Origin of the sequence: Achromobacter kerstersii (genome assembly GCF_902859595.1) — a bacterium.
GTDB classification, from domain to species: Bacteria; Pseudomonadota; Gammaproteobacteria; order Burkholderiales; family Burkholderiaceae_B; genus Achromobacter; species Achromobacter kerstersii.
On the sequence record NZ_CADIJQ010000010.1, the window covers coordinates 37,679 to 60,948 of the forward strand.

Sequence of the window (23,270 nt, forward strand, 5' to 3'; positions counted from 1 at the left end):
AGCTTTGATCATGCGAATCAGCGTAATAGGCGGCGGCCACGGCTGCTACGCGGCGGCGGCCGAACTGGCGGAACGGGGGCACGAGGTGCGCTGGTGGCGCCGCGACACTGCCGCGTTCCAGGGCTTGCAAGACGCGGGCGCGCTGACCGTCACCGACTATCGCGGCACGCGCCAAGTGCCGCTGGGCAAGGGGCCAGGCCAACTGGAACTGAGCGCCTCGCTGCCCGACGCAGTGGCCGACGCGCAAGTGTTGGTCGTCCCCCTGCCCTCGACCACGCACGACGCGCTGGCGCCGGCATTGGCGCCGCTGTTGCAAGACGGGCAGGTGGTGTTCCTGCCGCCCGGCACATTCGGCAGCTACGTCTTTGCGCGCGCCCAGAAAGACGCCGGCAACACCGCGCGCGTGGCCTATGCAGAAACCGGCACCCTGCCCTATCTGGCGCGCAAGCACGGGAACACGGTCGTGATCAGCGGCTACGCCACGCGGCTGCCCACGGGCGTATTCCCCAGCCGCTTGTCGGACGAAGCATTGGCGCGGCTGAAGCAGGCTTACCCCAGCATCGAACCCATTGAAGACGGCCTGTCGGGCGCGCTGATGAACGCTGGCCCCATCATCCACCCGCCGCTCATCATGATGAACGCCGGGCCGTTGGAGCACTTCGACAAGTGGGACATCCACAACGAAGGCACGCAAGCTTCCATCCGCCGCGTGACTGACGCGCTGGACGCCGAACGCATCGCCATCCGTGTCGCGCTGGGCTACGCCGCGCCGCACTTCCCGCTGGCCGACCATTACGCCAGCGAGGGCGACGAATGGATGTACGGCCGCGGCGCGCACGGCAAGCTCACAGACAGCGGCGACTGGCGGGAAACCATCAACCTGCACACGCATCGCTACATGCTGGAAGACACGCGGCTGGGCCTGTCTTTCCTGGTGTCGATGGGCCGTTGGGCGGGCGTGCCAACCCCGGTTGCACAGGGGCTGCTAAGCGTTGCCAGCGCCATCACCGGCCGCGACCTGTACGCCGAAGGCCGCACGCTGGAACGCCTGGGGTTGGACCGCCTGTCGCGCCGCGGCATGGCCGAACTGCTGGCGCAAGGATGCTGAACATGGACGACAGAATCTGCGTGGTCGGCGCGGGCCGCATGGGCGAAGGCATTGCGTTGTCGTATGTGCACGCGGGGCGGGACGTGACGCTGATCGACATCAAGCCCCGCAGCCCGACCGAGCAAACCGAGCACGACGCGCGCGTGCTGGCCAACCTGCAACGCGAACTGGCCACGATGACGCGGCTGGGCCTGCTGGATGCCGCCCAAGCTGGCCTCGCCATGCGCCGCGTGCGCCTGTGCGGGCGCGATAGCGCGGCGGCTGACCTGCATGGGGCACGCATCGTCTTTGAAGCCGTGCCCGAACGGCTGGACGCCAAGCGCGATGCCTTCCTGTGGCTTGCGCAAGCCTGCGCGCCTGACACCGTCATCGCCTCCACCACATCCACCTTTCTGGTGACCGAACTGGCGGAACTCGTGGCAGGCCCGGAACGATTCCTGAACGCGCATTGGTTGAACCCCGCGCACCTGATCCCGCTGGTCGAAGTGAGCCGTGGCCCGAAGACCAGCAACGACGCGCTTCAACGCCTGCTGAACGTCTTGCGGCAAGCCGGCAAGGTGCCTGTGCAATGCGCCCCTGCGGCGGGCTACATCGTGCCGCGCATTCAGGCCTTGGCGATGAACGAAGCCGCCCGCATGGTCGAGGAAGGCGTGGCCAGCGCCGAAGATATCGACACCGCCGTGCGGCTGGGTTTCGGCCTGCGCTTCTCGGTGCTGGGCCTGCTGGAATTCATTGATTGGGGCGGCGGCGACATCCTCTACTACGCCTCGCGCTACCTGTCCGCCGAAATCGGCCCGCGCTTCGCCGCGCCCGACGTCATTGCCCGCAACATGGAACAAGGGCGTAACGGGCTGCGCGATGGCCAGGGCTTTTACGACTACGTCGGGGTGGACGTGGACGCCTACAAGCTGAAACGCCTGGGCGAATTGTGCAAACGGCTGGAGGTGATGGGACTGCTGCCGCGCTTTGATGCGGCGAAGGCTGCCGCCGGTTCGAACCGGACCGGCAGTTAGCGGTTAGCGGTTAGCGGTTAGCGGTTAGCGGTTAGCGGTTGGCGGTTCGCGGTTAGCGGTTGGCGAATCGCGGATCGCAGTTCGCGGTTCGCGGTTCGCAGGTCGCGGTTCGCAGGTGGCAGGTCGCAGGTCGCAGGTCGCAGTTTGCAGTTCGCGGACGGCGCTTAGCGGATCAATTCCTCCAGAATCTGATACGCCAGCCGCACACGCGCTTCGTTCGGATAGTTCTTGTTGGCCAGAATCACGACCCCGACCTTTCTGGCCGGCACGAACGCCACGTAACCGCCGAAACCGTTGGTCGACCCCGTCTTGTTGATCCACACATCATCGCGCGGCGCGGACGGCGGCGTCAGTGCGGTGACCGGGTGGCTCTGGCTGTTCAGCGTCCCCGCGTTGGCCGCCAGCAGCGCGTCCAGCGTGGCGGGATACGCCAATTGCTCCCACGCCAAGTCTTGCGTCATGTCGCCCACGCGGTAGTACCCGACATGCGTCTGGCGAATCGCGCGATGAATGGCATCATTGCCCGCGGCGTTCATGTTCGCATCCACAAAGCGGATCAAGTCACGCGCGCTCGTCTTCACGCCATACGCCTCGGCCGCCAGCACGCCCGGGTTCACGCGCACGGGCGCATCCTGCTTGTTGTAGCCCTGCGCATAATCGCCCATCTTCGCCGCCGGCACGTCGATGTAGGTGTGCGACAAGCCCAGCAACGGAAACAGCGTCTTTTCCATGGCCTGCGTGAACGGCTGATCCAGGCTTTTGGCCGCCACCACGCCCAACATGCCGATGCTGGGATTCGCATAAGTCCGGTAGGTGCCTGCGGCGTACTGCGGGGTCCAGGCTTTCAAGTAATCCATCAACTGCGCGTCATTGCGCACCGCGTCCGGCACCTGCAACGGAAAGCCGCCACCCGTGTGCGTACCCAGATGAATCAGGTTCAGTTTGGCGAATGCCGAGCCCTGCAACGCGGGAACGAAACGCGCCGGGCTATCGCCCAGCGACAGCTTGCCCAGCGCTTCTGCGTAGGTGGCCAAGGTCGCCGTGTAGGTCTTGCTGATCGAGCCCACTTCAAACAACGTGTCGGGGCTGACCTTCGCCTTTGTCTGACGCGACGCCACGCCGTACTGGTGAAATTCGTGGCGGCCGTCGCGGGTAATGGCAATCACCAGGCCCGGCACGTCGTGTTCCTGCATCAGCGCCTGCGCTGCGGCATCGATCTTTTGGTCGGTCTCGGAGGGCGCCGCCATCGCGGGCGGCACAGACGCCATCGATGAAAAAACGGCCAATGCCAACAACATCGTGCGTCGCATCGCGGGAAAGCTCATTCTTTTCGTCCTATTTTGATCAGGCAGCTACGCTGCGCCGCCGGCAACATAGTACTAACCCTGAATCAAATGCGACAGAAACTTGGCTATTCTCTACTCCGTCGTTTTAAAACCGCGTAGAAGAGACTGGCCCTTGCGGCCAGCGCCGACGGAGCAACCGCCCCGGAAACTCTCAGGCAACAGGACTGCGCGAGTCTAGACAATCTGGAGAGAGGCGCCGTGCGCGCCCACCGAAGGGGAACCCGCCGCCGTCAGCGCTGCGGGTGAAGCTCTCAGGTACAGAGACAGATGGGGTGCTGCGGCCTAGATGGGCCGCTGCCACACCGTCTGGAGCCATCATGCCCCGCATCGCCATCATTGGCGCCGGTATCACCGGCGTCACGTCCGCCTATGCCTTGTCCAAACTGGGTTACGACGTCACCGTCTACGACCGCCAGCGCTACCCCGCCATGGAAACGTCCTACGCCAACGGCGGGCAGCTATCGGCCAGCAACGCCGAAGTCTGGAACAGCACCGCCACCATCCTGAAAGGACTGCGCTGGATGTTGCGCAAGAACGCCCCGCTGCTGCTCAACCCCAAGTTCAGCTGGCACAAGTATTCGTGGCTGGCGCAGTTCATGGCGCAAATCCCGAACTACCGCGACAACACCATCGCCACCACCCGCCTGGCCATCGAGGCGCGCCAACACCTGTTCGACATGGCCGACGCAGAAGGTATTGATTTCGACCTGGAACGCCGGGGCATCCTGCACATCTATCACGACGCCGCCAGTTTCGACACCGCGCGCCGTTCGAATGCATTGCTGGAAGCGGGCGGGCTTGAACGCTACGCGGTGTCCAGCAGCGAAGCGCGAGACATCGAACCCACCCTGCAAACCGGTTGCTACGGCGGCTTCTACACGCCATCCGACGCCACCGGCGACATCCACAAATTCACGCGCGGCCTGGCCGCCGCCTGCGAACGCCGGGGCGTCACCTTCGTGCAAGACGCCGACATCGACAACATCAGCCGCGACAGCCGGCCGTACGTGCTCGACATCCTGCGCAACGGCGGCACACAACGCGAACAACACGAAGCCCACGCCATCGTCGTCTGCGCGGGCGCCGCCAGCCGCAAATTCGCCCAGCAACTGGGTGATTCGCTGAACATCTATCCGGTCAAGGGCTATTCCATCAGCGTCCACCTGGACGACGCAGAAAGCCAGGCCGCCGCGCCGCGCGTCAGCCTGCTGGACGAAGCCGCAAAAATCGTCACCAGCCGCCTGGGCGACCGCTTCCGCGTGGCCGGCACGGCGGAATTCAACGGCTTCAACATGGACATCCGCGCCGAACGCGTCCAACCCCTGATCGACTGGACCCGCAAGCACTTCCCCAACGTGAAGACGTCCCGCGTGGTGCCCTGGTGCGGCCTGCGCCCCATGACCCCCAACATGATGCCGCGCGTCGGCCCCGGCAAACGGCCCGGCGTGTTCTACAACACCGGACACGGGCATTTGGGGTGGACGCTGTCGGCAGCAACGGCGCAGATGCTGGCGGCGAGCGTGGGGCGTGCGCTGCCGGTGGGGTGAGGAAGGGGGGATTGCGGTAAGCCGAGAAGCGCAGAGGACAAGATCGTTGCGCTTCGCACGATGGGCCCGCGGAAGGCATTTCACCTTCCGCGGGTTTCAACGCGCTGACCGCGCCGGGTCAATTCGTGCACGGGCAAAAAGCCTTACCCCTGCAAGGTCTCGAAAAACGATTCAGCCTCATCACCATTCCCAAGCACCTTGGCAGCTTCACGAATCGCCGCCTCCCGATACTTCGGCTTTAGTTCCCAATCATCGTCCCGCAAGTCTTCATCGGCGTCATGAAACACGACGCCAATCGCAGCCGCTGCCGCCGCGAACGTCAGCAGGTCAGGCGCAAATTCATCGGCGGTCCAAGACCCCGCGCCATGGCGCGCGAACAGTATCTGTCCGGTTTGAGTCTCCAGAATGAACGGGTCGGCGTTCATATCTGCGATCACCAGCCATTCATCCCGCCAATCGGCTACGCGCTGGCCGTTTGACGCATCCCATCGATAACCGGCTTGCAGCGTCCACAGGCGATGCAGCGGCGGAAAACTGATTGCGGTCTCTGACAGCGTGATGCCCACCGGGCCGACGTTCTCGTGATAGGTCTCGCCCCAGGGGCCGATCTGCTCGTAGAAGTCAGCCAATGATTCAGGCAAGGGAATATCGCCGGTCCATGCGCTGCGGGGTTGCGGGCGCAGTTCGCCGAACAGGGAAAATTGTTCTCGGATCTTGGGAATGGAAATCATGGCGGCAATGGGCAAATGCGGGAAGACGAATGCCGGGGATTATCGCCGCTCGGTAACGGTGCGAGAAACCGAAGGGGCCGCCATCAGTAAGTCATAGGGGTTGATTGCCCCGCCGTCATAGATTCCATAGTGCAAATGCGGCGGTGTGCCCTTGGCGTTGCCGGTATTGCCCACATACCCCAGCACATCGCCTGGCGCGACCAATTGTCCGCGCTGGATATCTGCATAGCCGTCCAGGTGCGCGTAGTAATGCCGCTGGCGGCCGGGCCCCAGCACCCACACCACTTGCCCGCCCAGATTGTTGGTGCCGACCTGCATGACGACGCCTTCCGTCGTGGACAGCACGGGCGTCCCGCGCGCCGCAAAGATGTCGATGCCTTCATGCCGCCGCCCGCCCGCGCGCGCCGCGCCCCAGGTATCGGCCAGCCGCGCAGGCGTGACGCCCTGCACAGGAACCGGCAAAGCGGAAGGCGCTTCCTGCCATGCCAGCCGCGCCATATGCCACGGCGCACGCGCGGCATCCGGCAGCCGCGGCCATGCCCAAACTGCCAGCGCGGCGACTACAGCCAGGACGACGACACGCCGGAGAAAACGCCATAGGGGGTGTGCATTCATGAAGGGTTCGACGCTTGGCACCCCAGGGGGTTCCCCGCACCGCCCCTTCGCCCCTTCGCCCCCTCGCCCTTCGCCCCCTCGCCCTTCGCCCTTCACCCCCTCGCCTGCCCCCTCGTTACACGAACACCAGACAAACCGGCGTCGCCACCTGGGCGACCACGTCCGGGTCTCCCAGGCGCCCGCTCGGACCGTCTACGCGCAGGCGCAGAATCGAGTCGCCCTTTTGGTTTAGCGCATACACGCTGCCGCCGTCTGGCGACATGCTTAGCGCGCGCGGGAAGCGCAGCCCTTCGGTCCAGGTTTGCACACGGGTCAGCGCGCCGTCTGCGCCGACGGCGAAGACGGCGATGCTGTCTGCCTGGGGGTGGTCGTTCTGCACGCGGCGCGTGGACGCATAGAGGTAGCGGCCGGACGGATGGATCAGCAGGGACGCCGCATTGGCCGCGCCGGTAAAGCCTGCGGGCGTGGCCGGCACGATGTGGCGCGGTTCCAGGACGCGGCCTGCCCGGGCGTCGTATCCCAAGCACGCGATCGTGGCGTCCAGCTCGTTGACGACATACAGCAGCTTGCCGCCAGGATGCAGCGCGAGGTGCCGGGGGCCGCTGCCGGCCGGCAATGCCGTGCGGCCGGCCAGGGCCAAGCGGCCGTCTTCCAGGGTGAACAGATTGATGCGGTCACTGCCCAGGTCGGTGGCCAGCACGCGTTGGCCGGTAGGGTCGAACAGCACCATGTGCGGATGCGCGGATTCCTGTTCCGGGCGCGGGCCCGAACCGGTTTCCTTGACGATGCCTGAGACGGAACCCAGTGACCCGTCGCGATGGATTGGCAACACGTTGTAGGTGCCACCCAGGTACTGCGCGGTGACCAGATGGCGGCCGTCGGGCGATACGGCCAAGTGTGCGGGCGCGGTGCTGGCCAACGACAGCGGCTGCCGGTTCAGCAGGTGCAACGTGCCATCGTTCTCGTTGATGGCATAGGCTTCCGCGGTGCCTCGGGGCAGGCCTTCCCAGTGATCGATTTCATTGATGGCGTACAGAAATCGTTGTGACGGATGGACCGCAAGGAACGACGGATTGACGCTTTGCACGACCTGAACCAGGCGCCATTCGTCCGCGCGCAATGCAAAGACGTGGATACCTGCGGAAGGCGGCCCGCCGGCGGTGCCGCCCGGCGCGTCATGCGTATAGGTGCCCACGTAGGCAAAGCGGACAGGGTCCGCGGCAGATGCCGTGGCGCCCATCGCCGACAGCCACGGCCCCACCGCGCCTGCGGCCGATAAGCCGCCGGCGAACTGAATGAAGGATCTGCGCGGCGCACTCGAAAGGGAGTTCATGACAGGTTCCGGCAAGGCAAGCCGCGCGCCATCATGGGCGCACCGACATCGCGTGGTGGAAGATATTGTTGGGATCGTAGCGGCGCTTGACCTGTTGCAGGAAGGGGTACAACCCGCCGTCGCCGTAATACAGCTGCGGCCAGAACGGATAGGCCAGCATGTCGCGGTCGGGGTAGTTGATGTAGCAACCCTGATAGCGGCTGCCCGGATACGGCGTGCCTGCGTAGGCCGCGTCCAGCCCCGGGCCGGTATAAACGTCGCGATAGAAATCCGCCATCCAGCGCAAGTGCATGGCGTCGTGATCGGCGTTGTTCCAATAGGTTTGATACTGAAGCTTCATGACGGAGTCGCGTTGATGAACGGCCGTGTCCCGTAGGCGTTCAGGCCGGTTGATGGCGCCGCCATACGAATCCACCTGCAACAGCGACTGCCGCAGATCGGCGCCAGGCACGTCACGCGTCAGGTGCGCGTAAATGCGCGCGGACTCGTGCGCCGTGAAGTTGCCCTTCATATAGGCCGACTTGTATTTGCCCCGCTGGTTCGGCCCCGAGCCGTTCAGCGTTTGCGTGGCCGCGAGCCAGTCGTAGCGGATGACCGTGTGGGGTTCGCTACAGAGCAAGTCGCCGCCCAAGCGCGGACGCGGCAGGCCCGGCGTGGTGGCGCGCGCGGCAACGGGCGCACACGGACGAAAGCGGTCGAGGAAGTCTTGCAGCACGCTCAAGTTACGGCACGTGCCATCCGGATTGCAGAACTGCACGATCATCACGATCTGCCCGGCGGCTTGATGCGTGAGCTTCAGCAATGAAAACATGCCCCAGGTGTCGGCGTCCCGGCCCCGCGTGTCCCAGTAGCCGCCGTAGATATCCAGCAACTGCGCAAAGCGGGCGGGCGTCATGCCCGCCCAGTCGAACGCAACGGTGGCGATGGCCACTTCGCGCGGCGCTTGCGGCAGCGTGGCGAACCCATAGCTGGTGATGACGCCAAAGTTTCCGCCGCCCGCGCCGCGGCAGGCGCGGAACAAGTCCGCATCGTGCGTGGCGTTGACCGTGCGCGGCACGACTTGCCCGCTGGCGTCCACGGTCAGGATGTCGACGGCGCTTAGCCAATCGGACGCCAGCCCTTGCAGGCGTGACAACAAGCCGTAGCCCCCGCCGCTGATGTGGCCGCCCGCCCCCACCGAATAGCAGGAGCCGCCGGGCAACGACACGCCGTAGCGCTTGTACAAGTCTTGATCGCCATTCCAGTTTTGTGAGCCGGCCGCAATGCGTAGCAGCCCGTCGGCCGATGGCGGCACGCGGTCAAGCAGGCTCAAGTCCAGGATGGCGCCGCCCGGGTTATTCGAGACGAAGTCTTCGTAGCAATGGCCGCCGCTGCGCACCGTGGGGCGCATGCCTGCGGCGACGATGCGGGCCAATGCAGCGGCCGCCTCTTCGGGGGTTTCACAGAGTTCGATGCGGGAGGCGGCCTCACCGGGCTGGGCCGGCCACCGCAGGTTGAAGCCTTTTTTAAGGGTGGTGTAGCGGGGATCGCCCGGCATTACGCTGATGCTCATCTTGACTCGCCTCCCGGGCCGCATGCTTGGCCACGACGCGTCAAGGATAGGCCGAGAGCCCGCCGAAGATCTGTAAGAGGAGTCCGATTTTTCCACGTCCGATTTTTCGACGTCCGATGTTTCGACGTCCGATTTTTCAATCGTCCGATTTTTCAACGTCCGATGTTTGCGCCGCCGACGCATCGACGATCGCCGCACCGCCCGTCCCCTTGCGGCGTCTACTGATACCGCTCGCGATATCCCACGGGCGACATGCCGCAATACTTGTTGAAGATGTCGCGAAACGCTTTGGTGTCGTTGTAGCCGACCTCATACATGACTTCGGCCACGCTTTTGCGCGAACTCTCCAAGCACTTCTTGGCCGCTTCCACGCGCACGCGCTGCACGTACTCGACGATGCTGTTGCCGGTGGCCTGACGAAAGCGGCGTTCCAATGTGCGGCGGCCCAGCGCGTGACGATCGGCCAGATCTTCCACCGTGATTTTTTCTGTATAGCGCCCTTCGATATACGTCTGCACCGCGCGCACGACGTCGTCAGCGTGGGCCTTCTGGCCCATGAACACGGCGAACGGCAATTGGCTTTGCCGGCTCCAGTCCAGCTGAAAATACTTGGCGCACCAGATGGCGGTGTCGCGGTCGGTGTATTTTTCGATCAGGTGCAAGACCAGATGCGCGGCGGAGAAGGCGCCGCCGCTGGTGTAGACGCCATTTTCGGCCATGACGACGCGGTCGCTCGTCCACTGCACGTTGGGGAACAGGCTGGCGTACAGGTTCTGCGCCACCCAATGCACGACGGCCTGTTGGCCATCCAGCACGCCGCCCGCCGCCAACAACGCAGCGCCCATGCACAGGCTGGCCACTTCGCCGCCGTTGCGGTGATGGCGGGCCAACCAATCGATGAGTTCGCGGTTGGACAACACGGCGTCGGACACCGCGCCCAGCAAGGGCGGCGCAATGCAGATATCAACGTCTGGCGCATCGGCCAGCACCATATCGGCCTGCACCCGGATGCGCCCGTCATCCAGGCTGACTTCACGCGTGAGCGCCAGCGTGCGCACCGTGAATTGGGGCGGGCGGCCACGTGCGGCAAGGTATTCGTTGGCCACCAGGAAACCGTGGCGTGCAGTTTCCAACGAGGCGATATTCGCACCCGTCGGCAAAAGAAAGGCGACGTTTTTCATGCCGATAAGCATACGCCTGAGAGGTGTCGCAATCCACCCGCAAGAATGTCGCAAATCCCTATCTGAAACCGTCGTCAATCCCGATACAGTGGCATCTACCGGCTGTCAGGCCGGGCAGGCATCGGCCATGGCCAGCGGGCGTGGCCGGCGCCTGTAGAACAACAGGGATCAAAGGAGTGGCAGATGGAAAAGTACATAGATGGTTACCTGCTTGCCGTGCCGAAAGCGAACTTGTCTACCTACGTCGACATGGCCAACAAGGCCAAGGTGGTGTGGCTGGAACATGGGGCGCTGGATTACCGCGAATGCGTGGCCGACGACATCGACAAGGAAGGGTTTGCGTCGTTCTCGAAGGCGGCTGGCGCGCAGGACGGAGAAACGGTGGTGTTCGCCTGGATTCTTTACGAGAACAAGGCTGAACGCGACCGCATCAACGAGAAAGTCATGGCGGACCCCCGCTTGAATGACATGGCCTGCGAAGGCGTGTTCGATTTCAAGCGGATGCATTGGGGCGGATTCAGCACCTTGGTCGCCAAGTAAAAAATAAAACGGGCGGCGTGTCGATATTGGCACTCCCCGTTCGTCGTAGTAGCAGGAGGACTCGCCCCCACATCGCATTGCATCGCAGTGCATCGCATCGCTTTGCATCGCATTGCATTGCATTGCGGCAGGCCGGTCCGTCCCCCACCGCTCATTCAACGTATTTGGAGACGCATCATGGCTACCCCTGCAACGCAGCCCATTCCCGAAGGCATGCACACCGTCACCGCGCACATCGTGTGCGAAGGCGCGTCGGACGCGATCGCTTTCTACAAGAAGGCGTTCAATGCCGAAGAGCTGGCACGCCTGCCCGGCCCCAACGGCAAGATCATGCACGCGGCCATCCGCATCGGCGATTCCGTGGTGATGCTGATGGATGACTTTCCCGAATGGGGCAGCCTGGGTCCGAAGGCGCTGAAGGGTTCGCCCGTGACGCTGCACCTGTACGTCAAAGACGTGGACGCCGCCATGAAGCAGGCGACGGATGCGGGCGCCACCGTTGCAATGCCCGTTGCCGACATGTTCTGGGGCGACCGCTATGGCCAGGTGATCGACCCTTGCGGTCACCGCTGGTCGATCGCCACGCACAAGTTCGATTATTCGCCCGAAGAAATCCAGCAGAACATGGCGAAGATGGGTGAGATGAGCGGTTGCGGCGACGCGGCTAAAAAATAAGCCCTGCGTCCGGGCCGGCACGACGCCGTCCCGGCCGGCATGGCCCTGGCTGCTTGGACCGGCTTGCGTGGACCGACCTGCGTGGACCGGCCTGCGTGGACCGAGAGCTGCATGGACGGGCCTGCTTGCACCCGCCTGCATGGACCTGCATGAACGCTATTGAGGCGTGTACGGTCCCAGGAAATCCAGCTTGCCGATTTTGACTCCCGCGTTGCGCAAGATTGCATACGCGGTCGTCACGTGGAAATAGAAGTTGGGCAGCGCGAACGTCAGCAGATACGTATCGCCCTGGAACTCGGGTTTGAAGTCGCCGAAGTTCACGACGATCTTGCGGGATTCCGCGCCTTCGACTTGCTCGGGCGTCACCGTTTGCAGATAGGCGATGGTGTCGGCGATGCGCTGCTGCAATTGCGCAAACGTAGTTTCCTCATCCGGAAACTTGGGCGCCTGCCCTTGCGACAAGCGCTGAACGGCAAATTTGGCGGCGTCGCTGGCGCGCTGGATCTGGCCGGACAAGGGATACATATCGGGCGCGAGCCGCGCGTTGACGAGTTCAGACGGATCGAACCCCGCGGCGTCGGCGTGGGCCGCTGCTTTTTCCAGCAACGAGGCCAGCACGGTCATGCCGCGGATGAAGACAGGCACAGAGACCTGATAGACAGAAAGAGTCATGGCGATAATTTCCAAAGTTGGCCCACGCTAGGGGCCGGCCTGAACGGCGCCCACTCGGGCGCTTTACGGGTCAGGGGGGTCACGGGAATCAGGGGGATCGGGGATGCGCAGATCTTACTGCCGCGCCCTGCCGAATCCCGCCCGTGCCCGTCGACATCAGCATTCTCAAAAGACGAACAATCGCCACGAATGACGAACTTTCACGCCCTACGGCGCGATCTTCCCGGCCCCGGTGCGCCGCAGGCTTTGAAAGAACCGCCAGACCAGCGCCGACGCATCCGGCCCGCCGCCCGCATGGTATTTCACCGAGGCATCGCCGCCGCTCCACGCATGTTCCAGCCGCGTGATTTCGCATAGCCGCAATACGGTCTTGCGTCCGCGCATCATGTCCAGCCGACGGTACGCCTTTTCGGTGCCCAGGCCCAGCACGCGTTCCATCGGCACGTCTTCCGGACGCAGATCATTCAAGGCGCGGAATTGTTCGAACAATTGCTTGGCATTGCGCGGCGCTACCGCCGGGTCCAGCTGACCTTGCAGGATCAGCGCTGGCATGCCCAATTGGAAAACGGCGGGGTCCGACACGCCTTCCAGAATGGGCAACAACGGTTTCACCGACCCGCGCCGCATCGTGCTGATGCCGTTGGCGGCGGTGTGCGCGTCGCCCACGACCGGGCCGGAATGCATGGCCACCGCGGCAACCAGCGACGGATGCCGCAAGGCGACGAGTGCCGCCATGCCCGCCCCCGCCGACATTCCGGCGACGTAGACGCGTTCGGGGTCCAGCCCATGGCGCGCGACTTCGGACCGGATCAACGCCGCGATCAGATCGGCCTCGCCCCCGCCATGCTGGTCATCGGGCTGAAACCAGCGCCAGCAGCGCTGCACCTGGCGCGTCATGGACTGTTGCGGATACAGCACCATGAAGCCGCCGGCATCCGCCCATTGATTCATGCGCGTGCCACGCGCAAAGGACAGTGACGTCTGCCGGCAGCCGTGCAGCATCACCACCACCGGCAGGCCGGTCTTGGCTGCGGCAAGCGGCGTGTAGCGAGCGAAAGCCAACTGCCGCCCTGCCCCATCGGAGAACTGCCGCGAGGCTTCCCAGCGCCCGCCGCCCAGCGATGAGACCGCAGGCGTGCGTGACGGGGGGCTGGCGGATGCAGAGCTGGCGGACGATGTGCTGCCCGCTGCTGGCTTGGCCGTCGACTTGCGCGCCGCAGCGCGTTTGCGGGCGGGCTTGGGCGACGCCATGCGTAACGCGGCGCGCTGGAGCTTGCTTAATTTCTTGGCGGCTTTGAAAAACAGACTGGTAAAACTGCGTGCCATTGCGAGGCCTCGGCCAGTAAACCTTCTCTTAGAACCTCGGGGCCGGGCCGGGACCGCCCGTCAGCAATTGCAGACAGGACATCAACGCGACGGCGATGGTGAGTATTGACAATACCCTGAGCACTTTACTGGAGTCGGGACGCGTCAACATGTCTGTCATGCGTGTGATGATGTAAGCCCCTACCATTAAGCCAATTGCCGGAATCATGGTGCCTCCCCTTGGAGATCTGTTTGCGGACGGGCTCGTGCGCTGCCGCGTGTGCGAGCCCAGAAAAAAGAACGTCTGCACCGCCTCTTGGGGCGGATCATTTTGTGCGTGAAATGTATCACACAGTAACTTTCGCGCCGCCCATCAAACAGTGATCAACGCCGCCTTGCTTGCCCTACATCAAACGGGCCCCGCATCGCAGGCAACGAGAGGCGCCGCGCACTTGAGCACACGCCGCAAAGCGCCTAAGGTGGACACTTCGCATCAACAAGACGCATTCATGTTCCCCAACGACAGACCCCAGACTCTGGGCGAAGAAATCGCCAACACCATCAGCCATGGCGTAGGCGCGGCCGCCGCCGTCGCCTCTGCCCCCATCCTCATGATTGCCGCCGTGCGTCAGGGCGACGCCGCGTTCATCGCAGGCGCGGCGGTCTTTGCGGTGTCGATGTGCCTGCTGTATCTGGCGTCCACCATCTATCACGCGCTGCCGCGGTGCCGCGCCAAACAGATCTTCAATGTGCTGGACCACTCGGCCATCTATCTGCTGATCGCCGGCACCTACACTCCGTTTGCCTTGGGTGCGTTGCGCGGCCCTTGGGGTTGGACGTTGTTTGGTCTGGTGTGGGGGCTGGCGCTCTTGGGCGTGGGGCTGAAGGCCAGCAAGCGCCTGAACCGGCCCGCGATTTCCACCGGGCTGTATCTGGCGATGGGGTGGATCGTCGTCATTGCGGTGAACCCGCTGATCGAACGCGTGCCCACGGGCGGACTGTGGTGGCTGGTTGCGGGCGGCCTGGCGTATACGGGCGGCGTGGTGTTCTTCGTGTTCGACAACCGCTGGCGCTACAGCCATTTCATCTGGCATCTGTTCGTGCTGGCGGGCACGGTGTGCCACTTCTTCGCGGTGCTCTGGTACGCCGCATAGGGTACGCCGCGTAGCACGCCCCTGCCCTAACCCTGGCGCAGAAACTCAGTCGGCGAGCGGCCCAGCACCCGGCGGAACATCGTTGAGAATGCCGCCGGGCTTTGGTAGCCGAAGTCCAGCGCAATGGCGGTCACGGCTTCGCCTGCCGCCAGCCGCGCCAGCGCCAGCACCACACACGCGCGCTGACGCCATTCCGAAAACGACATGCCCGTGTGCGCGTGGAAATGGCGGCTGAACGTGCGCGGGCTCATGTGCAGGCGGTCGGCCCACCCTTGCGGGGGCTGACGGGCATCGGGCGCGGCGATGAAGGCGCGGCACAAGGCCGCCAGCCGCTTGTCGCGCGGCACCGGGATGTGCAACGGCAACACGGAAGCCCGATCCACCTCGTGCACCAGCAGCGCGGCCAGCGCGCCGTCGCGGCCCGCCAGCTCGTAGTCGGCGGGCATATCCACCGCGTCCAGCAACAGTTGCCGCAATAGCGGCGACACCTCAATCACTTCACACGCGGTGCGCTGCGCGCGCGCCGACCCCGGTTCCAGGTACGCGCTGCGCGTGCTGACGTCCAGCATGCGCACCTGATGCGTGACCCCTGCCGGTATCCACACGGCGCGTTGCGGCGGCACCACCCAGTTGCCATCGCGCGTGGTCACCTGCATGACGCCGGTTGCGCCATACAGCAGTTGCGCGCGCCTGTGTGCGTGCGCAGGCAGCAGCGTGCCCGGCGCGTAGTCGTTGCCGATGGCGACGACCGCGCGGTCCAGGGAATCGTAGTGATCGATGTGCGTGTTGCGCATGGCAGGCGATGACGCGTTGGCCGAAACGCAAACATTATTGTCCAATCCTCGAAAGCAGGCCACGCCGCGCCGCCGTATCGTCATCTTTTTCCGCAACCGGACGAACGGCATGCTGTATGTGATCTTGGCAATATTTGGCTGCGCAAGCGGCGTTACCACCGTGCTGTTTGGCTTTGGCGGCGGCTTTGTGGTGGTGCCCGTGCTGTACGGCGTGTTGACGGCCACGCATGGCGCGAACGACGCCATCGGCCAATCGGCCATGCACATCGCGGTGGCCACCTCCACCTGCGTGATGATCGTCAATTCCATTGCGGCCACGCGCAAGCACCAACGCGCGGGCAATATCCTGCGCGCCTACGTATGGCCGCTGGCGGGCTTTATCGCCGTGGGCGCCTTGCTGGGCGCATGGGCCGCCACGCGCGCCAGCGGCGATCTGGTGCGCGTGGCGTTCATCGTCTATCTGGGCGTGACGATTCTGGACTGCGTGCTGCGCCAGGGCTTCATGGCGCAGCACGCCGCACAAACACCCCGGCCGCTGGGCCAGGGCGTGGTGGTGGGTGGCGGCGTGGTCATCGGCACCATCGCCACGTTTCTGGGCGTGGGCGGCAGCGTGATGACCGTGCCCCTGTTGCGGCGGCGTGGCTTGCCGATGGCCAAGGCCGCCGCCATGGCCAACCCGTTGACGCTGCCCGTCGCGCTGGTGGGCACCGTGGCCTACATGGCGGCCGCGCGCAGCCTGCCCGCCGCGCTCGCGCCCTGGATCGTGGGCTATGTGGATCTGCTGGCGTTCGCCGCACTGGCGCTGGGGTCGCTGATCGGCATCCGCCTGGGCGCGCCGCTGATCCCGCGCATTCCCGACCGCTTGCATGCGCGGGTCTACATCCTGCTGCTGGCGCTGGTGATGCTGAGCATGCTGCTGATTTAAGCGGGGTGACTGCGTTGAGCGCGCTGCTGATCTGAGTGCGCTGCTGCTGAGCGCGCTGCTGATTTGAGCGCGCCGCTGCTGAGCGCACCGCTGATCTGAGCGCGCCGCTGAGACAAGCCGGCGGCTGATTTCGGCGCGCCACGCACGATTCTTCGGCCTCGCCCACACACCTAAGGAAACATCGCGGCCAGCAGCGACTACGAAACCGCGCAAAACGTTTCCGCACCGCCCCCGGGGGCCGCCCTCCCACAGAAGCCACCCCATATCGTGGCGTGCCGACACAGGAAAACACATCGCGAAACTTGTCCCGCGGCCGGTCACGTCGTCATCATGGTCGGACTCTTAACCGGAACAAGGAGGTTTCATGCAGCGTTCCACTTACGCATTCCTATCCGCCGCCATGTTGACGACGGCGTTGTCCGGTGCTCCCGCCCTGGCGCAGAACGCCAGCCAGCCGCCGGCGGCTCAACCGCAGATGGCCCCCGCCATCGCCCAGCCCACCGACCAGCAGTTGCAGCGCTTTGCCTCGGCATCGCAGAAGGTGTCTGGCGTGGTTGACGAGTACCGTCCCAAGGTCGACGCCGCGAAAACGGACGACGCCAAGCAAAAGGTCGTCCAGGAAGCGGACGCCAAGATGGTGCAGCTGGTGCGTGCCGATGGGCTGACCGTCGAAGAATTCAATGGCATCGGCCAGGCCGTGCAGCAGAACCCGCAATTGAAGCAGCGGGTAATGAACTTGAGCCAGGGCGCGCCCAAGCAGTAAGGCTGGACCGGGGATTGTCCGGCCTGCGCCACGCGCCCCTGGGGTACGTGGCGCTTTTTATTGCCCGCGCCGTCCGTTCGTGCGCAGCGTGATCACAATTTTTATTGCCCGTGCCGCCTGTTCGCGCGTGGCGTGATCGCAATTTTATTGCCCGCGCCGCCTGTTCGTGCGTGGCGTGATCGCAGTATGCTGGCTGCGGTTCTCACCCCGAAGACATCTTCAAGGAGCGCGGTATCTTGACCCCGGACCTTACCCTGTACGACCTGGCGGGCGCGGATGCGACCCTACGCTTCAGCCCGCATTGCTGGAAGACGCATATGGCCTTGGCCCACAAGGGGCTGTCCGCCAAGACGGTGCCGTGGCGCTTCACTGAAAAAGAAGCCATTGATTTTTCCGGGCAGAAGCTCGTGCCGGTGCTGGTGCATGACACGCATGTCGTCAGCGATTCCTGGCAGATTGCCTGCTATCTGGAAGACACGTTCCCAGAACGCCCGTCGCTGTTTGGCGGCGCGGGCGGACGCGCGGTGAGCCTGTTTGCGAACAGCTGGGCCGACACCACGCTGGTGCCGGTGCTGGCGCGCCTGCTGCTGCCCGCCATCCATGGCCTGATCCACGAGAAAGATCAGGACTACTTCCGCGCCTCGCGCGAGAAGCGCTTTGGCAAGCTGGAAGACCTGCCCGCGGGTTACGCAGACCAGGTCGCCGCGTTGCGCGCCGCCCTGTTGCCGCTGCGTCACCTGCTGGGCAAGCAGCCGTACCTGTCGGGCAGCCAGCACGCCTATGCCGACTACGCGGTGTTTGGCATGTTCATGTGGGCGCGCTGCACGAGCCCCCTGGAACTGCTGGCGGAAGACGACACGGTGTACGCGTGGCGCGAGAGGCTGCTGGATGCCTTTGACGGCCTTGCGCGCCGCGCGCCCACCGCGGCCGCATGAACAGGTCAACCCGATCAATCAGCGCAATCAGGATGAACAGATCAACCCGATCAATCAGCGCACTCAGGTCTTCAGGCGATAACCCGTCTTGAAGATCCAGCGCACGCCGATCAAGCATGCCAGCAGGAACACGAGCGTCATGCCCACGCTGACCCCGACGCTCACGTCCGACACGCCGTAGAACGCCCACCGGAAACCGCTGACCAGATAGACCACCGGGTTGAACAACGTGGCGGTCTGCCAGAACGGCGGCAGCATCTTGATGGAGTAGAAGGTGCCGCCCAGAAAGGTCAGCGGCGTGATGATCATCAGCGGAATGATTTGCAGCTTCTCAAAGCCATCGGCCCACACGCCGATGATGAAGCCGAAAAGGCTGAACGTGACGGCGGTCAGCACCAAGAAACCCAGCATCCAGATCGGGTGCGCGATCTCGAACGACACGAACAACCGCGCCGTCGCCAACATGATCAGCCCCAAAATGATGGACTTGCTGGCGGCTGCGCCCACATAGCCCATGACGATCTCTACGTAGGAAATCGGCGCGGAGTGGATTTCGTAGATGGTGCCCGAGAATCTTGGCATGTAGATGCCGAACGACGCATTGGCGATGCTCTGCGTTAACAGCGACAGCATGATCATGCCCGGCACAATGAACGCGCCGTAGCTCACGCCGTCGATCTCGACCATGTGCGAGCCGATGGCCGAACCGAACACCACGAAGTACAGCGACGTGGAAATGACGGGCGACAACACGCTTTGCATCAGCGTGCGCCAGGCGCGGGCCATTTCAAACAGATAGATAGCGCGGATGGCGTAGAAGTTCATGATTGACCGTGTACCAGGCTGACAAAAATATCCTCAAGCGAGCTTTCCGATGAATTCAAGTCGGTGAATTCAATCTGGAGCCGGCTAAGGTCGTGCAGCAGCTGGGAAATCTGGCCGCCGCCCTGGTTGTCGTAGGTGTAGACCAGCTTGTAGCCGTCGGCCGACAAGTCCAGCTGATAGGCGTCAAGCGCGGTGGGAATGCCCGGCAGCGGCGCGGTCAGCGTCAGGCTCAGCTGGCGCTTGCCCAGCTTGGCCATCAGCGCGTCTTTTTCTTCGACCAGAATGATCTCGCCTTTGCGGATCACGCCGATACGGTCGGCCATTTCCTGGGCTTCTTCGATGTAGTGCGTCGTCAGGATGATGGTGACGCCGCTCTCGCGCAGGCGCCGCACCATTTCCCACATGCCGCGCCGCAATTCGACGTCCACGCCTGCCGTGGGTTCGTCCAGGAACAGAATGGCCGGCTCGTGCGACAGCGCCTTGGCGATCATCACGCGGCGTTTCATGCCACCCGACAGCGCCATGATGCGGCTGTCTTTCTTGTCCCACAGCGACAAGTCGCGCAGCACCTTTTCGATATACGCGGGGTTGGCCGGTTTGCCGAACAAGCCACGGCTGAACGTCACCGTGTTCCAGACGCTTTCAAAGGCGTCGGTGGAAATCTCTTGCGGCACCAGGCCGATCTTGGACCGCGCGGCGCGAAAGTCCGACACGATGTCGTGGCCATCGGCCAGCACCCGGCCGTCGCTGGGGTTGACGATGCCGCAGATGATGCTGATCAGCGTCGTCTTGCCCGCGCCGTTCGGCCCGAGCAAGGCGAAGATCTCACCGCGTTGAATTTCCAGGTTGACGCTTTTCAGCGCCTGGAATCCCGAGGCATACCGTTTAGATAAACCCTGAACTGAAATGACAGGCTGCACACGCGCCCCCAACTTGATCGATAGTTAGGGATTTTACCCGCCACGACGGGGGCCGCTTGGTCGGCGTGGCGGAACGCTGTGTTCGCGATTCGGGAATTACCGGCCCCAGCGCAGCACCAGCGGGTCCAGCCGGCGGGCGGTTTCCAACAGGCCCTGGCGGACTTCGTCGCGCATGCCGGGGAACGGATGGCGGGGCGCGTCGCACGCGATCACCCCGCCCGCCTGCATCAAGGCCTTGGCCGTCAGGATGCCGCCCTGGCGGTTCTCGTAGTTGATCAGCGGCAGCCAGCGCTCGTACAGGCGGTAGGCCTCGTCGCGCTGGCCCGCCCGGTGCGCCTGGATGATGGGGCGGATGCCGTCGGCAAAGCCGCCCCCCGTCATCGAGCCCGTGGCGCCTGCATCCAGGTCCGGCAGCAGGGTAATGGCCTCTTCGCCGTCCCACGGCCCTTCCACCGCCGCGCCGCCCAGCGCAATCAGGTCTCGCAGCTTGGACGCCGCGCCCGCCGTTTCAATCTTGAAATACGACACCTGTTCGATCTCACGCGCCATTTTCGCCAGCAGCGCGGCGGACAGCGGCGTGCCCGCCACCGGCGCGTCCTGGATCATGATGGGAATTTCGACCGCGTCCGACACCTGCTGAAAGAAGGCTTCGACCTGCGCTTCCGGCACGCGGATGGTGGCGCCGTGATACGGCGGCATGATCATCAGCATGGCCGCGCCCTGGTCCTGCGCGCGCCGGCTGCGCGCGGCGCACACGCGGGTGCTGAAGTGCGTGGTCGTCACAATCACCGGCACGCGGCCCGCCACGTGTTCCAGAATGGCGCGCGTCAGCACTTCACGTTCGTCGTCCGACAGCACGAACTGCTCGGAGAAGTTGGCCAGAATGCACAGCCCGTCCACGCCCGAGTCAATCATGAAGTCCACCGCGCGTTTCTGGCTGGGCAGATCCAGCTCGCCTGACTCGGTGAAAGGCGTGGGCACCACCGGGAAAATGCCCCGGTAGCGCGGCGGTGGGGTGGTGGTCGGGGTCGGGGTCGTGGTCGGGGTCGTGGTCGGGGTCGAGGTCGTGGTCGAGGTCGTGGTCGAGGTCGTGGTCGAGGTCATCGGCGTCGTCATGGCGGGCCTATTCGATGATGTTGAAATCGTTCAGGTACTCGGTCTTCAAGGTCAGGCCCAGGCCCGGCTTGTTGTCGTCCAGGTCGATAAAGCCTTCCTTGGCGACGGGCTCACCGTCGAAGATGTAGTAGAACAGCTCGTTGCCCACTTCCACGTCAAACATCGGGAAGTACTCGCTCATGGGTGAGGCCAGCGTACTCATCGTCAGATGGTAGTTGTGCATCTGCCCCGCGTGCGGAATAACCGGCACGCTATAGGCCTCGCACAGCGCGTTGATCTTGTGCGCCGCCGTGATGCCGCCCACCCGGTTGGTGTCGTACTGCACGACGGACACGGCCTTGCGGTCCAGCAGCTGTTTGAACCCATACAAAGAAAACTCGTGCTCGCCGCCCGAAATCGGAATCGACGTCAGCTGATTCAATTCGGCATAGCCGTCGATATCGTCAGCGATGACGGGTTCTTCGAGCCATCGCGGTTCGAATTTTTCCAGCTTGGGCAGGATGCGCTTGGCGTATTCCAGGTTCCAGCCCATATAGCATTCCAGCATCAGGTCCGTGTCGTAGCCGATGACTTCGCGCACCGCCTCCACTGACTTCAAGTTTTCGGACACGCCCTTTTGCAAATGCGCCGGCCCGTAGCCAAAGCGCATCTTGAACGCGGTGAAGCCCTGGTCCAGATACGTTTGCGCCTCGTCCTGCATGGCCTTCAAGTCGGTGCGGTAGAGCTTGGAGTAATAGACCGGAATCTTTTCCTTCGTGCGCCCGCCCAGCAGCTTGAAGACGGGCTTGTTCACGGACTTGCCCAAGATGTCCCAGATGGCCAGGTCCACGCCCGAAATCGCCGCCATCGTCACGCCTTTGCGGCCCCAGGCGTGGGTGGCGCGGTACATGCGCTGCCACAGGTATTCGTAGTCCCAGGGGTCTTGGCCCACCACCAGCGGCGCCAGGTATTGGTCGATGATGGCCTTGGCCACGCGCGGGGCCAGCGCCACATTGCCCAGGCCCACGATGCCGTCGTCTGTTTCCACTTCCACCACCGTCCAGCCGTGAAAGCGGAAGGTGCTCATCGTTTCCTGCTTGGAATACAGCAGGTCCATGGCGTTGGAGCAAAAATTGCCTTGCGGCGGCACGGTCTTGCCGGTCCATTCGAAGACGCGGGCGCGGACGGATTTGATCTTCATGGGGAATCCAACCTTATTGGGAAAGGGAACGATGCGACCGGCCCATGCGGCAGGCGATCAGAAAGGCTTGCCACGTGGCGTCCACATTCGCGCGGCCCTGGCCCGCGATGTCGTACGCCGTGCCGTGCGCGGGCGTGGTGATGGGAATGGGCAGGCCGCCCTGCACGGTCACACCGCGCGAAAAGCCCAGCAGCTTGATGGCGATCTGCCCCTGGTCGTGATACATGGTGACAATCGCCTGGAACTCGCCGGCCTGCGACTTCAGAAAAATCGTGTCGGCCGGGAACGGGCCTTGAACCGCCAAGCCTTCAGCATTCAGCTCGCGCACGGCGGGCGCAATGATGTCGACCTCTTCGCGGCCGCACGTGCCGCCGTCGCCGCCATGCGGGTTGAACGCCGCCACCGCCACGCGGGGCGCGTCGATGCCGTTGGCTTGCAACGACCGGTAGATCAGCCTTGTGGCCGCCTTGATGCCGTCGATGCTGAGCGCGGCCGCCGCGTCCTTCAGCGGAATGTGCGACGACACGCGAGACGTCCACAGATCGCCCAAGGTATTGAATTCACAGAAATAGCCGGTGACGCCCAGGTACTGCGCAAAGTGGTGCAGCTCGTCGTCGTGCTTCAAGCCGCCCTGCTTCATGGCGTACTTGTTCAGCGGCGCGAAACAGATCGCGTCGACATGGCCGTCGCGCGCGGCGTCCATGCAGGCGTTCAGCACGCGCAGCACCGAGGCGCCGCCGGGGGCCTGCGCCTGGCCCACGGTGACCTGATCGGGCTGCACCGTGTCCATCGCCAGCCAGGCGGGCAGATGGGTATCCGCGCGGTGGCGTACGGCGTCCAGGCTATCCACCGCTTGGGTCGCGACGGTCACGCCCGCCACGCGCTGGCCTGCTTTCCACAGCCACGCGTCGCCCACCAGCACGATGTTGGCGTGCTCGCAGGCGTCGGGGCGCGCCAGCAGGCGAGCGATCAGTTCGGCGCCGATGCCGGCGGGGTCGCCCAGGGTCAGGGCAATTACGGGGAGTTGCTGCGGCGTCATG

Annotated in this window: 23 protein-coding genes and 2 riboswitches; of the genes, 9 read left to right on the top strand and 14 right to left on the bottom strand. The window is 64.2% G+C overall.

The genetic code is table 11. The features are described from left to right. The first annotated feature begins 10 nt into the window (after positions 1–10). Both HV765_RS24410 and HV765_RS24415 read left to right on the top strand, forming a co-directional pair. A complete protein-coding gene (locus HV765_RS24410; protein ID WP_175171295.1) occupies positions 11–1,108 on the top strand; it encodes an NAD/NADP-dependent octopine/nopaline dehydrogenase family protein in 1,098 nt (365 codons plus the stop codon). Next, positions 1,102–2,121: a 3-hydroxybutyryl-CoA dehydrogenase gene (locus HV765_RS24415; protein ID WP_175171296.1), complete on the top strand. Its 1,020-nt coding sequence runs from the start codon at positions 1,102–1,104 to the stop codon at positions 2,119–2,121. Before HV765_RS24410 ends, HV765_RS24415 begins: the two co-directional genes overlap by 7 nt. A gap of 164 nt (positions 2,122–2,285) precedes the next feature. Here the strand turns inward: HV765_RS24415 and ampC are convergent, their stop codons facing one another. Then, positions 2,286–3,431, bottom strand: a complete 1,146-nt coding sequence (gene ampC / locus HV765_RS24420; RefSeq protein WP_175171397.1) for a class C beta-lactamase — start codon at positions 3,429–3,431, stop codon at positions 2,286–2,288. A 122-nt stretch (positions 3,432–3,553) separates the two neighbouring features. Then, positions 3,554–3,644, top strand: a riboswitch (glycine riboswitch). Next, a riboswitch (glycine riboswitch) is annotated at positions 3,645–3,744 on the top strand. It begins immediately after the preceding riboswitch. A 40-nt stretch (positions 3,745–3,784) separates the two neighbouring features. Here ampC and HV765_RS24425 point away from each other — a divergent pair. After that, entirely contained in the window at positions 3,785–5,014 is a 1,230-nt protein-coding gene (locus tag HV765_RS24425; RefSeq protein ID WP_054422094.1) for a D-amino acid dehydrogenase, read from the top strand. 143 nt (positions 5,015–5,157) lie between these two features. On the opposite strand, the gene HV765_RS24430 is transcribed toward HV765_RS24425, so the two are convergent. From HV765_RS24430 to HV765_RS24450, 5 genes are all read right to left on the bottom strand, one after another. Then, a complete protein-coding gene (locus HV765_RS24430; protein ID WP_175171297.1) occupies positions 5,158–5,745 on the bottom strand; it encodes an SMI1/KNR4 family protein in 588 nt (195 codons plus the stop codon). A gap of 39 nt (positions 5,746–5,784) precedes the next feature. Continuing rightward, entirely contained in the window at positions 5,785–6,360 is a 576-nt protein-coding gene (locus HV765_RS24435; protein ID WP_054422095.1) for a M23 family metallopeptidase, read from the bottom strand. A gap of 115 nt (positions 6,361–6,475) precedes the next feature. Next, positions 6,476–7,693 (bottom strand): lactonase family protein, encoded by a 1,218-nt coding sequence (locus tag HV765_RS24440; RefSeq protein ID WP_175171298.1) that lies wholly within the window; start codon positions 7,691–7,693, stop codon positions 6,476–6,478. Positions 7,694–7,724: 31 nt separating this feature from the next. Next, complete coding sequence (locus HV765_RS24445) at positions 7,725–9,245, bottom strand: FAD-binding oxidoreductase (RefSeq protein ID WP_175171299.1); 1,521 nt, start codon at positions 9,243–9,245, stop codon at positions 7,725–7,727. A 218-nt stretch (positions 9,246–9,463) separates the two neighbouring features. Continuing rightward, entirely contained in the window at positions 9,464–10,438 is a 975-nt protein-coding gene (locus tag HV765_RS24450) for a GlxA family transcriptional regulator (RefSeq protein ID WP_054422098.1), read from the bottom strand. Between the two features lie 171 nt (positions 10,439–10,609). Between HV765_RS24450 and HV765_RS24455 the strand changes: the two genes are divergently transcribed. Beyond that, a complete protein-coding gene (locus HV765_RS24455) occupies positions 10,610–10,966 on the top strand; it encodes a DUF1428 domain-containing protein (protein ID WP_175171300.1) in 357 nt (118 codons plus the stop codon). A gap of 177 nt (positions 10,967–11,143) precedes the next feature. After that, entirely contained in the window at positions 11,144–11,641 is a 498-nt protein-coding gene (locus tag HV765_RS24460) for a VOC family protein (protein ID WP_054422100.1), read from the top strand. A gap of 156 nt (positions 11,642–11,797) precedes the next feature. Here the strand turns inward: HV765_RS24460 and HV765_RS24465 are convergent, their stop codons facing one another. Beyond that, entirely contained in the window at positions 11,798–12,313 is a 516-nt protein-coding gene (locus HV765_RS24465; RefSeq protein WP_175171301.1) for a DUF1993 domain-containing protein, read from the bottom strand. 207 nt (positions 12,314–12,520) lie between these two features. After that, the gene (locus HV765_RS24470; RefSeq protein ID WP_175171302.1) at positions 12,521–13,639 is read right to left on the bottom strand and encodes an extracellular catalytic domain type 1 short-chain-length polyhydroxyalkanoate depolymerase; all 1,119 of its coding nucleotides are present in this window, start codon (positions 13,637–13,639) and stop codon (positions 12,521–12,523) included. 488 nt (positions 13,640–14,127) lie between these two features. Between HV765_RS24470 and trhA the strand changes: the two genes are divergently transcribed. After that, a complete protein-coding gene (trhA, locus tag HV765_RS24475) occupies positions 14,128–14,772 on the top strand; it encodes a PAQR family membrane homeostasis protein TrhA (protein ID WP_054422432.1) in 645 nt (214 codons plus the stop codon). Between the two features lie 26 nt (positions 14,773–14,798). On the opposite strand, the gene HV765_RS24480 is transcribed toward trhA, so the two are convergent. Continuing rightward, a complete protein-coding gene (locus tag HV765_RS24480; RefSeq protein ID WP_175171303.1) occupies positions 14,799–15,566 on the bottom strand; it encodes an AraC family transcriptional regulator in 768 nt (255 codons plus the stop codon). 109 nt (positions 15,567–15,675) lie between these two features. Here HV765_RS24480 and HV765_RS24485 point away from each other — a divergent pair, with 109 nt between their 5' ends. From HV765_RS24485 to HV765_RS24495, 3 genes are all read left to right on the top strand, one after another. After that, the gene (locus HV765_RS24485; protein ID WP_175171398.1) at positions 15,676–16,491 is read left to right on the top strand and encodes a sulfite exporter TauE/SafE family protein; all 816 of its coding nucleotides are present in this window, start codon (positions 15,676–15,678) and stop codon (positions 16,489–16,491) included. Between the two features lie 364 nt (positions 16,492–16,855). Further along, positions 16,856–17,254: a DUF4168 domain-containing protein gene (locus HV765_RS24490; protein ID WP_054422105.1), complete on the top strand. Its 399-nt coding sequence runs from the start codon at positions 16,856–16,858 to the stop codon at positions 17,252–17,254. A gap of 236 nt (positions 17,255–17,490) precedes the next feature. Continuing rightward, positions 17,491–18,189, top strand: a complete 699-nt coding sequence (locus HV765_RS24495; protein WP_175171304.1) for a glutathione S-transferase family protein — start codon at positions 17,491–17,493, stop codon at positions 18,187–18,189. A gap of 63 nt (positions 18,190–18,252) precedes the next feature. On the opposite strand, the gene HV765_RS24500 is transcribed toward HV765_RS24495, so the two are convergent. From HV765_RS24500 to HV765_RS24520, 5 genes are all read right to left on the bottom strand, one after another. Beyond that, positions 18,253–19,014, bottom strand: coding sequence for an ABC transporter permease (locus HV765_RS24500; RefSeq protein ID WP_006220442.1), 762 nt, complete (start codon positions 19,012–19,014; stop codon positions 18,253–18,255). Further along, the gene (locus tag HV765_RS24505) at positions 19,011–19,934 is read right to left on the bottom strand and encodes an ABC transporter ATP-binding protein (protein WP_054422434.1); all 924 of its coding nucleotides are present in this window, start codon (positions 19,932–19,934) and stop codon (positions 19,011–19,013) included. The genes HV765_RS24500 and HV765_RS24505 overlap by 4 nt, the downstream gene beginning before the upstream one ends. Before the next feature lie 96 nt (positions 19,935–20,030). After that, positions 20,031–21,050: a dihydrodipicolinate synthase family protein gene (locus HV765_RS24510; RefSeq protein WP_254600721.1), complete on the bottom strand. Its 1,020-nt coding sequence runs from the start codon at positions 21,048–21,050 to the stop codon at positions 20,031–20,033. Positions 21,051–21,057: 7 nt separating this feature from the next. Further along, positions 21,058–22,230 carry an L-rhamnonate dehydratase gene (locus tag HV765_RS24515; RefSeq protein WP_054422107.1) on the bottom strand — a complete coding sequence of 391 codons (1,173 nt, stop codon included), beginning with the start codon at positions 22,228–22,230 and terminating at the stop codon, positions 21,058–21,060. Positions 22,231–22,243: 13 nt separating this feature from the next. Next, positions 22,244–23,269 carry a 4-hydroxythreonine-4-phosphate dehydrogenase PdxA gene (locus HV765_RS24520; RefSeq protein WP_175171305.1) on the bottom strand — a complete coding sequence of 342 codons (1,026 nt, stop codon included), beginning with the start codon at positions 23,267–23,269 and terminating at the stop codon, positions 22,244–22,246. Between the last annotated feature and the right edge of the window lies 1 nt (position 23,270).